13 protein-coding genes and 1 riboswitch are annotated in these 11,752 nt (G+C 38.5%); of the genes, 7 read left to right on the top strand and 6 right to left on the bottom strand.

Annotated features, from left to right (window positions below):
- Nucleotides 1-182, bottom strand: a 182-nt coding sequence (gene tnpB, locus ACIQCO_RS08530; protein ID WP_400427427.1) for an IS66 family insertion sequence element accessory protein TnpB, incomplete at its 3' end; no start/stop codon positions are given.
- Nucleotides 179-373 (bottom strand): hypothetical protein, encoded by a 195-nt coding sequence (locus tag ACIQCO_RS08525; protein WP_400427426.1) that lies wholly within the window; start codon nucleotides 371-373, stop codon nucleotides 179-181. The genes tnpB and ACIQCO_RS08525, both read right to left, overlap by 4 nt.
- Nucleotides 374-645: 272 nt before the next feature.
- Here ACIQCO_RS08525 and ACIQCO_RS08520 point away from each other — a divergent pair, with 272 nt between their 5' ends.
- Complete coding sequence (locus ACIQCO_RS08520; protein WP_400427425.1) at nucleotides 646-1,890, top strand: serpin family protein; 1,245 nt, start codon at nucleotides 646-648, stop codon at nucleotides 1,888-1,890.
- A 141-nt stretch (nucleotides 1,891-2,031) separates the two neighbouring features.
- Here ACIQCO_RS08520 and ACIQCO_RS08515 read toward each other — a convergent pair whose 3' ends face one another.
- Both ACIQCO_RS08515 and ACIQCO_RS08510 read right to left on the bottom strand, forming a co-directional pair.
- Entirely contained in the window at nucleotides 2,032-3,336 is a 1,305-nt protein-coding gene (locus tag ACIQCO_RS08515; protein ID WP_400427424.1) for a nucleobase:cation symporter-2 family protein, read from the bottom strand.
- Nucleotides 3,336-3,929 (bottom strand): xanthine phosphoribosyltransferase, encoded by a 594-nt coding sequence (locus tag ACIQCO_RS08510; RefSeq protein ID WP_400427422.1) that lies wholly within the window; start codon nucleotides 3,927-3,929, stop codon nucleotides 3,336-3,338. Before ACIQCO_RS08510 ends, ACIQCO_RS08515 begins: the two co-directional genes overlap by 1 nt.
- Before the next feature lie 132 nt (nucleotides 3,930-4,061).
- Nucleotides 4,062-4,163, bottom strand: a riboswitch (purine riboswitch).
- A 237-nt stretch (nucleotides 4,164-4,400) separates the two neighbouring features.
- On the opposite strand from ACIQCO_RS08510, the gene ACIQCO_RS08505 reads away from it, so the two are divergent.
- On the top strand, nucleotides 4,401-5,177 hold the full coding sequence (locus ACIQCO_RS08505) for an SDR family NAD(P)-dependent oxidoreductase (RefSeq protein WP_400427421.1): 777 nt from the start codon (nucleotides 4,401-4,403) through the stop codon (nucleotides 5,175-5,177).
- Nucleotides 5,178-5,228: 51 nt separating this feature from the next.
- On the top strand, nucleotides 5,229-6,086 hold the full coding sequence (locus ACIQCO_RS08500) for an alpha/beta fold hydrolase (protein ID WP_400427419.1): 858 nt from the start codon (nucleotides 5,229-5,231) through the stop codon (nucleotides 6,084-6,086).
- A gap of 86 nt (nucleotides 6,087-6,172) precedes the next feature.
- Here the strand turns inward: ACIQCO_RS08500 and ACIQCO_RS08495 are convergent, their stop codons facing one another.
- A complete protein-coding gene (locus tag ACIQCO_RS08495; RefSeq protein WP_400427417.1) occupies nucleotides 6,173-6,823 on the bottom strand; it encodes a FusB/FusC family EF-G-binding protein in 651 nt (216 codons plus the stop codon).
- A gap of 376 nt (nucleotides 6,824-7,199) precedes the next feature.
- Nucleotides 7,200-7,469, bottom strand: coding sequence for a CD3324 family protein (locus ACIQCO_RS08490; RefSeq protein WP_400427416.1), 270 nt, complete (start codon nucleotides 7,467-7,469; stop codon nucleotides 7,200-7,202).
- Between the two features lie 878 nt (nucleotides 7,470-8,347).
- On the opposite strand from ACIQCO_RS08490, the gene ACIQCO_RS08485 reads away from it, so the two are divergent.
- The 4 genes from ACIQCO_RS08485 (at nucleotide 8,348) to ACIQCO_RS08470 (ending at nucleotide 11,549) form a co-directional block, all read left to right on the top strand.
- Complete coding sequence (locus ACIQCO_RS08485; RefSeq protein ID WP_400427414.1) at nucleotides 8,348-8,608, top strand: hypothetical protein; 261 nt, start codon at nucleotides 8,348-8,350, stop codon at nucleotides 8,606-8,608.
- Nucleotides 8,609-9,005: 397 nt separating this feature from the next.
- The gene (locus ACIQCO_RS08480; RefSeq protein WP_400427413.1) at nucleotides 9,006-9,791 is read left to right on the top strand and encodes an ABC transporter ATP-binding protein; all 786 of its coding nucleotides are present in this window, start codon (nucleotides 9,006-9,008) and stop codon (nucleotides 9,789-9,791) included.
- The gene (locus tag ACIQCO_RS08475) at nucleotides 9,775-10,536 is read left to right on the top strand and encodes an ABC transporter permease (RefSeq protein ID WP_400427411.1); all 762 of its coding nucleotides are present in this window, start codon (nucleotides 9,775-9,777) and stop codon (nucleotides 10,534-10,536) included. The genes ACIQCO_RS08480 and ACIQCO_RS08475 overlap by 17 nt, the downstream gene beginning before the upstream one ends.
- A 14-nt stretch (nucleotides 10,537-10,550) precedes the next feature.
- On the top strand, nucleotides 10,551-11,549 hold the full coding sequence (locus ACIQCO_RS08470; protein ID WP_400427410.1) for an ABC transporter substrate-binding protein: 999 nt from the start codon (nucleotides 10,551-10,553) through the stop codon (nucleotides 11,547-11,549).
- Nucleotides 11,550-11,752 lie beyond the last annotated feature (203 nt).

Genomic DNA, 11,752 nt, shown 5'->3' with positions numbered 1-11,752 from the left:
TCGAAGTACAAACATTTATAACGATCCCTGCTCCATCCAGAAAACAGAAAGATGGAATCGCTGTATGGATCTAATTCAAATGAATCTTGAATAAGAGTTGCTAGGCCGTCAATTCCCTTACGCATATCCGTTTTACCGCAGATAATATAAATATTTTTAACACTTGTAAAATCATGTTTCATCGATTGCTCAACTCCTTCATGATGACTTGGATGATGCGATCATCTACACCATTGAAGAAGGAAATTTCAACATCGGCTGCTTTAACTACGCAGTTTGGGGAATGGCTTTGTGTTTGTGGTGCAACAGATGGAACGTTGTTATGGATAGGATCTAATGTCACGGGGACAATGGTTAATTTTGTGGTTGGCATAAAGATGGCACCTCCTTTGATTGATACGTCTATCGTACCGGAGGTGCCGACTCGTTTATATGCGTTATTTGATTACGGGCTTACTTTATATTTGCTTTCCTATTGGATTTAGGTTCAAAGATAAAAGATAAGCGCAAATCCACAATAAATTAACGTCTGAAAGTTGGTGCCTGATCCCTAGCGCAATCCAGGGTTAGGCACCTTTTCCTGTGTGATTGCAGAAACTTTTCCTGATTCAATCAGTCTTATGTAGTAAAGGGGTGTTAAAAAAATTGAAGAAATTAATAGCTCCGTTTATATTTGTGAGTTTCTTTCTATTGGTAACGGGTTGTGGAACGGGAAATAAGTCATTAGGGTTGGAAATCTCTAGTGATGTAGACTTTGGCAAGGACGATTATAACAAAATCATTCCTTTCAATAATAAATTGGGAATGGCATTGTTGTCGGAAGTAGATGCGGATGGAAATGGCAATACCTTCATTTCTCCTATGAGTTTATTTATGGCATTGTCGATGATCTATAACGGAGCCGATGGGGGGACGGAAACAGAAATAGCAAAGGTTTTGCAGAATGAAGGAATGAATGTAACCGAGCTGAATAAAGCGAATGCCTCCATGTTGTCAAAGCTTAATAGTAACGCAAAGAAGGTTCAGCTGAATGTTGCTAACTCAATTTGGTTAAACGAAAATTATCATTTTCAGACCGATTTTGCCCAAAATAACAAAGATTATTTTAATGCTAAATTACAAGAAATTGATATAAACGATAGTCAGTCTCCCAAAATGATCAATGATTGGGTGAAAAAATCGACGAATGATAAAATAGAAAAAATTGTTGATACACCTTTAGATCCTGATTTAGTGGCCATCCTCATTAACGCAATCTATTTTAAAGGAGATTGGAAGTTTGATAAAAAACAAACAGAAAAACGCACTTTTTATTTAGATGACGGAACCACAAAAGATGTGCCGCTCATGGCACTTAATGAAAAATTAGCTTATATGGGCAATGAAGACTTTCAGGCTGTCTCCCTCCCATATGGCGATGGGGAAATGAGCATGAAAGTATTTCTTCCGAGAGAAAATTCCAGTTTGGAAAAATTCAAAAAAATGCTCACAAATGATAATTGGGAGAAGTGGAACTCAGAATTCTATGAAAATAAAGGAACGGTTAGGCTGCCAAAATTTCAACTGGAATACGAAGTAGAGTTGAATGAACCATTAAAGAGGCTTGGTATGACTACAGCATTTAGTGAAAGTGCAAATTTCACAAAAATGATTAAAGAAAGTGATCCATTAATGATTAGTAAAGTGAAACAAAAAACATATATAGATGTGTTTGAAGAAGGCACAGAAGCAGCCGCGGTCACTTCTGTCGAGATGACTAAAGGGTCAGCTCCCGTGGATGGACCATTCGAAATGGAAGTGAATCGACCATTTTTCTTCACCATTACAGATGATGAAACGGGTATAGTATTATTCATGGGTTCGATTTCCAATCCACAGCAAGGGAAGTAGCCATTTACGTGAGAGAACTAACTCGAGGAAAGTCGGGCCAGAACCCCGTCAGTTAAATTTTTCTAGTAGTATCATTATAATACGCTGGGGGTCAGGCACCACTTCCTGACCCAATTTTACAGGTATCTCGGTGGTACCCCATTAAGATACCTTTAAGCTTTGAGAAGGTTGGCTTTGCTTTAACGGTTTAGAGACATTAAAGACGATATTTAGAAAGATGGCCGTAAAACTGCCAGCAACAATCCCGCTGCTAGTTAGGATTTTAATACTTTCTGGCAATTGTGCAAATAGATTTGGAACCGTTGTGACACCTAAACCGACACCAACAGAGCAAGCGATGATCAAGAGATTTTCTTGAGATGAAAAATCAACTTTGCTAAGCATTTTTATTCCGGAAGCAATCACCATCCCGAACATAGCCACCATCGCACCGCCGAGTACGGAGGTAGGAATTACGGTTGTTAAGGCAGCAATTTTTGGAACAAATCCAAGAAGGATCAATATTCCAGCTGCTGTATAAATGACCTTTTTGTCTTTCACGCCTGAAAACTGGACAAGTCCGACATTTTGCGAATAGGTGGTGTAGGGGAATGAATTAAATACGGCTCCAATGACACTAGCCAGACCTTCGGAACGATAGCCTTTTACCAAATCTTTTTCCGTAAGTTTCCTCCCAGTAATATCACTTAAAGCAAAATAGACACCTGATGATTCTACGAGACTCACAATCGCTACAAGGGTCATGGTAATGATCGGAGCGAGTTCAAATGATGGTGTGGCAAAATGGAAAGGGGTTACCATATGGAACCAGGAAGCCTCACCGACTGAAGAAAAGTTAACTTTTCCCATGAAAAAGGCTACACTTGTTCCAGCCATCATTCCTAAAAGAATAGATATCGCGCGAATAAAGCCTTTAAAAAATCGGTAAAGGATAATAATGAATAATAATGTCCCAAAAGCAAGCGTAATATTGGTAACGGAGCCGAAGTCAGGGCTGCCTTGACCCCCAGCAACGTTATTCATTGCGACTGGAATCAGTGTTGTTCCAATGATGGTTACGACAGAGCCGGTAACGACTGGCGGAAAGAAACGGATCATCTTACCAAAGAAAGTCGCAATGAGCATAATAATTATTCCAGAAACCAGTATCGATCCATAGATAGCGGAAAGACCATACTGTCCTCCGATCGCAATGATCGGCCCCACAGCGGTAAACGTACAGCCCAGCACGATGGGCAGTCCAATACCGAAATAACGATTTTGCCATACTTGTAGTAATGTGGCGATTCCACTTGTAAGAATATCAAGTGAGACTAAATAGGCTAATTGTTTACTAGAAAGACCAAGTGCCCCGCCAATAATAAGAGGAACGATGACGGCCCCTGCATACATCGCTAATACATGCTGAATTCCTAAAGAAGCGGTTTTCAATGGATGTTGTTTCATTAGACTGATTCCTCCACTTTTTCATTGATAAAGGTGACTTCTCCATTTTCTAAAGAGGCAATTCTTGCTATGGATTCAACCCTAAGCCCTTGTTTTGTTAATATTTGTGCTCCTTGCTGGAAAGACTTTTCAATCACGATGCCAATCCCTTTAACCTTGGCACCGCTTTGTTGAACGATGTCTACTAAACCAAGAGCTGCTTGTCCATTTGCAAGGAAATCATCAATGATTAGCACCCGATCTTCTTTATTTACATATTTTTTTGAAATAGAGATTTCGTTTGTTTCATTCTTGGTAAAAGAATGAACACTTGCTGTCAGTAAATCTCCATTAAGTGTTAAGGATTTTCTTTTTCGAGCAAATACAACCGGAACCTTTAAAAATAAACCAGCCATTACCGCGGGTGCGATCCCCGATGATTCAATCGTTACGATTTTCGTAACTCCATCATTCGCAAATCGTTCCGCAAACTCTTTTCCAATTTCGAGCATTAAGTTGGGATCAATTTGGTGGTTTAAAAACGAATCGACCTTTAATACATGCTCTGATAGTACTTTTCCGTCCTTTTTAATTCTTTTTTCTAAAAAGTTCATTGTGTACAGTTCCCCCCTAATGAAAATTAAAAAGCCCAAAGATCATCGCTCACTTCAATAATCGAGTGAGGCAATGACCTTTGGGCTGAATGTCCAAAAGGAAATAGAAAAAGCGCACGATTAACCTGTGCATTTTTCAGATTACCCACTCATAGTCAGATTATTTACGGTAATCCGGTAGAAACTTGCAGGCCATATTCCTGCGATTATATGAGCGAAATCTTATAAATTTATGTTCACATTATAGCATGTTGACACAGCATTTCAACCCTAAATTTCAAAAGGACGAACAATGATTCATTCAAAATAAAGATTGTTCGCCTTTTTAGAACGCTTTCATTAGATAAAGTGCATCGACTCTAGATCAGGCACCACTTTTTGAAGACTCTTTTTTTAGTAATAATATTTGAAGTAGACTAGCAAAAATACTAAACTTGAATTATCTGAAAAAGTGGAGAGCGAGGAGTCCAAATGGCTAAATTAGATGGAAAAGTAGCAGTGATTACAGGTGGAGCAGGCGGGATTGGGAAGGAAACCGCTGAATTATTTTTAAAAGAAGGTGCAAAGGTTGTTTTAGTGGGGAGATCAGTTGAATCCCTTCAAAAGACTAAAACTGAACTCGATTCGTTTGGGGAGGTAATCATAGTCAAGGCAGATGTTTCCCAGGAATCTGATACCATTCATTATGTCAAAACAGCAGTGGATCACTTTGGCAAAATTGATATTTTCTTCAATAATGCAGGAATAGAAGGAAAAATCGCGCCTTTGGTTGAACAATCGGTCGAGGGCTTTGATGAAGTGATGAATATCAACGTCAGAGGTGTCTTTTTAGGATTAAAGCATGTTCTGCCCGTCATGATGGAGCAAGGAGGGGGGAGTATTATCAATACAGCTTCTGATGCAAGCTGGATGGGATATCCTACCCTATCACCCTATGTTGCTTCAAAGCATGCTGTAGTTGGTCTTACAAAAACAGCAGCACTAGAAGCAGCAAACAAAAATGTACGTGTCAATTCGATTCATCCTACAAGTGTGAATACAAGAATGATGAGATCGATTGAGGAAAGAACATATCCAGGTCAGCCTGAACAGGCTTATGAAGAATATAAACAGCTTATTCCTTTTGGAAGATATGCAGAACCACTTGAAATCGCCAAATTGGTTCTATTCCTTGCTTCCGATGATAGTTCGTTTATCAGCGGCAGTCAGTATCGGATTGATGGCGGGATGTCAGCAAACTCAAATTAAACGGAAATCAGTAGCTATGTATAGGATTGCGTCCAATAAGGGGAACGATTAATGGAAAGAATAATCAAGCTATTTTCATGTGAAAACATATCCATTGAATATTCGATAATCGGAAAAGGGGAACCCATATTTGTCATGCACGGGGGACATTCCAATTGTCATGAGGAATTTGGTTATAAGGCATTAGTAGAGAATGGTTTCTCTGTCATAACCCCGTCAAGAGCGGGATATGGGGGCACATCAAAAGAAGTTGGAAAAAGCTTAGCAACCGCATGTGGATATTATTCAAAATTGTTAGCTCATTTAAACATCGAAAAGGTTCATCTACTTGCTATTTCTGCAGGGGGACCTAGCGGAATTTATTTTGCTGCACACTATCCAGAACGTGTTGCTTCGCTTACCTTGCAATCTGCAGTAACAAAGGAATGGCTTACTCCTAAGGATAAGGAATATAAAGCGGCTAGGATTTTATTCCGTCCAAAAGTTGAAAAATATACATGGAAATTAATTTCTCTTATGAACGATAAGTTTCCTCAGTTTATTTTTAAACAAATGTTCCCCTCATTTAGTAATCTACGCTATGAGGAAGCAAAAAGTAAAATGAGTAAGGAAGATGTCGAAGCGATTAGAAAAATGAATAATCGCCAACGGTCAGGATATGGATTCTTTATTGATCTAAAACAAGTTAATGCGATATCTGGCGAAGATTTACAAGCTGTAAGGTGTCCAACCCTTATCATGCATAGTAAACACGATGGCTCTGTCCCGTTAGAACATTCCTTTCATGTTCATGAAAACATTCCTTCATCAGACCTTTGTCTGCTGGACTCATGGGGGCATTTAATCTGGCTTGGTAAATCGGCTGAGAAAACAGACATCAACCTTATTAAATTTCTAAATTCTAACTAGATTTAAGAAGAAGGAAAATATTGAGTATGGTGAGAAAAAAGCAAATGTGAAAACTTCACAATGGTGTCAGGCACCATGTGAAGTTTTCACATTCTTAGGGAGTCTCTTAGAAAAGTTGTTAAATATTCGGTATCGGTTATTTTTTTATTGCATTCGCTGCTATCGGCGCAAATCAGGTTGCCGATGGCCTTGTAATAATCCGGATTTTTAGGATTTTTCGCTTTAGTTACGGTGGAAAAATAGGCAACCTGGCCAAAACAATTACAGAAGGAACAAATATTATTTTTACTAGTCGGTGTAAATTTACAGTCAATGCCGACCATTTTCCCATCTAGCTCATAAACAATAAATTTTTTATTGGAGCTTAGATCGTTCCAGCTTAAATAGGTCAGCTGGCTGTGGTCTATATTTGATAAATCTGGCAGCTTTAATTTTTTATTCTTCGGAAACATTTTTTTCAACTGCTGCTCAGTGATTCTTGGAAATGGCAGCAAAAAGGCTGAAAGGCGCTGGATATATTGCTCATACTCGGCATCAGTTTTCAGTCTGGAAAGATCCAGCATTTCTTGTTGATCCAATGCTGAATTTGGAAAGAGGTCCAAGATTTTGGCATTGGCTAAGTCGATCACGGCTGCCAAAACGTTTGGGGGTACATTCTTTTTGGTGCTGTCCTTAATCAGAGCAATCTGTCTCTTTATAAAATTTAACTGTTCATTTTTAATAAATTTTTCGGTCATCGTGTTTATCTCCTATCATTTTTTCCGTGCCTCATTACACTTATTTTAACGAGTGCAGCAAGCATATAAAATGGAAAAAATGACTTAGAAACATTTTTTACATAGGCTGTTTTCGTAAAGAATGTTGTTATTAACCCTCATTATGCTCCCAAAAATCGTTAAAACAGTGTAAAATTACACCTTATTAATAAGTGGAACAAATATATCAGCGGATTTTGGATGTTTATCATCGAATTCGACCATTTTATTAGCGAATTCGACCAATTTATTAGCGAATTTTCAATTTTATCAGCGAATCAATAAAAGAAACAATCTTTTAGAAAAGAGCCTTTACATAAAACCGCACTGATGAAGGATTTTCACCAGTGCGGTTCACTTACTTTTTATGTGAGTAAACAATTTTCTTTATCGTTTCGGTTGAAAGATAATATTCTTCAGCAAGTTGATGAATGCTGTTGCCACTAATAAAAGAATTTCTAATGGTGGCATTACGGCGATCAAGCAGCCGTCTCCCTCCACTTGAAGTTCCCCATTTCCGATACTCCGTTTCCGGCTTAGGAATGTAAAGAGTTTCCCCCTGGACATACTTTTGGATTTCCACGATTAGCTTTTCAGGTAGAACTTTGTTTGCATTCATATATTTCAATTTTGCCCGCTCCTTATTTTGATTTTGAAAAAAATAAGGTGCAAAGCCAAAATATTAGAAAAGCTTGTTCAGCGATTTAATTAAATGTTTCGCCCCATACAAAGTATCGCCTTTCCAATATTAGGCTTTGCATGAGTGGGAGAAGTACCAGACAATCTTAAGTGATTCTCCAACTGTAAGCACCCCCTTAACAATTAATGCTTGTATTATATCATCTTTCAATTAATTTAAGTGAAATCACCCTTTGAGTAAAATAGATGCCTAATCTCCGTTGCACTAGGATAGGAGCAAGGGTGTCAGTCACCGTCGTGTGCTCCTTGCCATTTATCCACCAAATCTCCAGGTTCATCCTTTATGATGGGTTGATTTAGGGATTCTTGATATTCTAAAATCTCTGAAATGCGGAGAAACGCTCACCCTCCAAAATGCAGCTTCTTAATACGGAAGACATTATTGGCAGACTAAAGACATGCTAAAGGCACAAAATTGGCGATTTGTGACCGATAACGAAAGTTCCTTGCAATCTGCAATGTATCAGGTGTTTTCGTAGGATTTTAGGTCATTCTCGGCACACCATTTCCTTTGTCATACTGACGGTGAGAAATCTATAACTCGGGATTGGCGATGAGAATAGATAGCCGTTCTCAATTTCAATCCCAAATACGCTCAAATGGCTACCACCATTCTGCGAACCTATTACAACTTCTGTCTGCCTTATAAATCATATGATAAGCAGAAGTTAACTCCAGCACAGCGTTTAGGGATAACCGATAAAAGGTTTAAAATTGAGGATATTTTGTATCTTAGGTAAATTTTAAAAGGAATTGGAAAATTTTATGGTAAAATAATTAGTGGAGTCCCAGTATAAGGAGGGGAATATGAATAAATATAGTGTGTTTTCAATTGGTTCTTTAGTAATCTTTATTATTTTGTTTTATGCAATGTTGAATCGTGTGTCGTTAGGATTTTCAGGTAAATTATATATTATTTCAATGTTTCTGTTCCCGTTAATAAGTGTTATTTTTGGTTTAAAGGGTCAAAAAGGTTTTATGAAATGGCCACTAATAATACTTAACATTATTGCAATTTGTACAATAGGGTATATTATGTTACTTGCTTACAGTATTGCAGAAAGCTAATTAAAATAATGTAATTTAACCACTTCCATTTTGAGAAGTGGTTTTTGTTTTGTCAAAAACAACTAATCTCTATGAATTTTGATAAAGAAGAAGGTTATTAAATAGGTTGAACAAATGGGTTCTAAAAGGAACACATTTTCTGTTCCTTTAATATTGTAATTTTACCCAAACTATTAGGTTAATCCAGTGTTGAAAGATGTGCGATTTTGGGTGTTTTTTAATTACTTTGTCCTCCTAAAGAGAGCCCGTTACGGATTTTGCCCGGTTTTTCTTATTGGGGCAGGTACCTTTCTTAATAGATGTCTGAAAATTCCTTGACTTTAGTTTCGAAAATTATATAATAAATATAATTAATCCGATTAGATTAATATGAATTGTAGGTAAAGTAGGTGATGACTTGTTTCTCCAAATAAATAACATTAACAAACAATTTATCAATCAAAAGGTTACTAGTGATGTTTTAACAAATATAAATCTCGATATTAAAGAAGGAGAGTTTGTCTCGATTCTTGGACCTTCAGGCTGCGGGAAATCGACCTTGTTATCGATTGTTGCCGGCTTAACGAAGCCAACGAGTGGTGAGATCTTGTTGGGTGGGAATCCAATCAAAAAACCGGGGAAGGACCGGGGGATGGTTTTTCAAGAGGCAGCCTTATTTCCTTGGATGACGGTCGAAGAAAATGTGATGTTCCCGCTTCGTAAGGAAATGAAGAAAAATGTTGCAAGGGAAGTTGCCAATCAGTTTTTACAAATGGTTCAGCTAAGCAACTATACAAAGCATTCCCCCCATGAGCTATCAGGCGGAATGCAGCAACGGGTCTCCATCGCCAGGGCACTCTCGATGAATCCCAAGGTATTGCTAATGGATGAACCGTTTGGTGCCCTTGATGAACAGACACGCGCAAGACTTCATCATGAATTAGAGAAAATCTGGATTGAAACTAAAAAGACGATTCTTTTCGTCACCCATAGTATTAGTGAGTCAATTAAACTATCAGACAGAATCATTGTCATGGGAACGAGACCGGGTGTTGTTCTTGAAGACATCCATGTGAAAATTCCAAGACCTCGCGGTGAGCATCCGCAAGCAGTGGCTAAATTAGAAGAGAAAATCAATGGTTTATTAAAAACAGAGATTGATAAAGTGATAAAAGAGGAACTGGCATATGCAGCGAACAATTAAACGAATTATATTCTTTGCACTTTTAATCACCATATGGCAGGCCGCTGTTAAGATATTGAATGTTTCGCCGGCGCTTATGCCTGCGCCGACTGACGTCGTGAAAGCACTCGCTACAGGTTTTGAAGATAAAACCCTTATTTACGATATTCTTGCCAGTTTTCGAAGATTGGCCATTGGTTTACTTATTTCCATTATTATCGGCTTCTGTTTAGGAATCTTGTTAGCAAAAAATAAAACAGCTGATGAAACATTAGGTACGTTGATCTTAGCGCTGCAGAGTGTACCAAGTATCGTTTGGCTGCCAATCGCGATTATGTGGTTTGGCCTAAATGAAAGCTCTGTTATTTTTATCGTGATTCTGGGGGCAACCCTTGTCATTACCATCAATATGAGGATTGGGATTAAGAATGTACCGCCTCTATATATCAGGGCTGCCCAAACAATGGGGTCAGGCGGATTCGATCTGTTTGCAAAGGTTATTCTTCCTGCTTCGGTCCCGTATGCCGTTACCGGGATTCGACTGGGCTGGGCATTCGCCTGGCGCGCGCTGATGGCAGGAGAAATTTTGAGTACCGGGCCTGGGCTGGGTTATACGCTCAAGTACGCATCCGATTTCGGCAATATGAGTATGGTCATCGGTATTATGATTATTATCGGAGTCATTGGGACGATTGTAGATATAATTTTCTTCCAAAGAATCGAACAAAATGTCATTCGCCGTTGGGGATTAGAAACAAGTAAATAAGGGGGAGAAATAAGATGAAGAAAAAGACAAAAATCATCGGTATGTCATTATTATTAAGTATGGGATTATTAGCTGGCTGCGGTTCAAACGCATCGAGCGGCGGTGCTGGTTCCGAAAAGGTCGTAATTGGCTATTTTCCCAATATCGATCATGCACCGGCAATGGTAGCAAGAGATAAAGGGTTTTATGAAAAGGAATTAGGTAAAAACGTGAAAGTGGAATACAAAACGTTTCCTGATGGCGGCGCCTTTATGACGGCATTAAAAACAGGGGATATCGATGCCGGTTTGGTAGGTCCTGGACCGGTTATGAATAACTTTACAAACGGTGCAGATGTTAAAATTATTGCGGGTGCATCATCAGGCGGAACAGCAATTGTTGCAAGTAAAAAAAGCGGGATCAATGCTGTTGAGGATTTCAAGGGTAAAACGTTTGTCACACCTGGTGTCGGCTGCACACATGATGTCCAAATGGAAACATTCCTGCAAGACTATGGCATTTCATCGGCTAGAATCGGGGGAACCTTGAAGCATGTAACCGGAAACCCTGCACAATATGCAAGTATGTTTGAATCTGGTAAAGTAGATTTAGCCGCTGTTCCAGAGCCGTGGGCATCTCAATTAGTAAAAGAGACAGGCGCAAAAATTATTGTTGACAGCTCCCAAATTTCATACGGAAATACATTACCGAATACAATTTTAGTGGCTAGTGGCAAGAAAATTAAAGCCAACAAAGAAGTGATTGCGAAAATTGTTAAGGCGCAGAAAGAAGCGATTGATTTTATCAATAAAAACCCTGATGAAGCAAAGAAAATTACGGTTAAGAGTATTAAAGAGATTACAAAGCAAGGACTTGACCAAGACGTAATGGATACGGCTTGGACGCACATCCACTTTACTGAAGATGTAAATCAGGAAGTGATTGAACAATTTGCCAATTCTTCTGTTTACCTAAAATTTTTAAAAGAACTTCCAGAGTTTAACGCATTAATTGATACGCAATTTATTAATTAAAAAAGAGCGAAGGGATACTAGGTGAGTTCACTTAGCATCCCTGCTTCTGTTTTGCAAAAATTTTGGATTCGCCGATAAAATTGAAAATTCGCCGATAAAGTGGTTAAATTCGCCGATAAAATCGTAGATTCGCCGATAAACTTACAAAAATCGCCGATAAATCAGATTAACTAGCTGATACGTGTAATTTTACACCATAATAG

This window comes from Neobacillus sp. NPDC093127 (assembly GCF_044754175.1).
Taxonomy (GTDB): Bacteria; Bacillota; Bacilli; order Bacillales; family Cytobacillaceae; genus Neobacillus.
The sequence above is the reverse complement of the archived record's forward strand: the minus strand, read 5'-3'. Positions and strand labels throughout refer to the sequence as shown.

Excerpts from the sequence above, each read along its gene's own strand:
- ACIQCO_RS08525 (WP_400427426.1), bottom strand. The coding sequence starts at position 373 with ATGCCAACCACAAAATTAACCATTGTCCCCGTGACATTAGATCCTATC.
- ACIQCO_RS08515 (WP_400427424.1), bottom strand. The coding sequence starts at position 3,336 with ATGAAACAACATCCATTGAAAACCGCTTCTTTAGGAATTCAGCATGTA.
- ACIQCO_RS08510 (WP_400427422.1), bottom strand. The coding sequence starts at position 3,929 with ATGAACTTTTTAGAAAAAAGAATTAAAAAGGACGGAAAAGTACTATCA.
- ACIQCO_RS08505 (WP_400427421.1), top strand. The coding sequence starts at position 4,401 with ATGGCTAAATTAGATGGAAAAGTAGCAGTGATTACAGGTGGAGCAGGC.
- ACIQCO_RS08500 (WP_400427419.1), top strand. The coding sequence starts at position 5,229 with ATGGAAAGAATAATCAAGCTATTTTCATGTGAAAACATATCCATTGAA.
- ACIQCO_RS08495 (WP_400427417.1), bottom strand. The coding sequence starts at position 6,823 with ATGACCGAAAAATTTATTAAAAATGAACAGTTAAATTTTATAAAGAGA.
- ACIQCO_RS08485 (WP_400427414.1), top strand. The coding sequence starts at position 8,348 with ATGAATAAATATAGTGTGTTTTCAATTGGTTCTTTAGTAATCTTTATT.
- ACIQCO_RS08475 (WP_400427411.1), top strand. The coding sequence starts at position 9,775 with ATGCAGCGAACAATTAAACGAATTATATTCTTTGCACTTTTAATCACC.
- ACIQCO_RS08470 (WP_400427410.1), top strand. The coding sequence starts at position 10,551 with ATGAAGAAAAAGACAAAAATCATCGGTATGTCATTATTATTAAGTATG.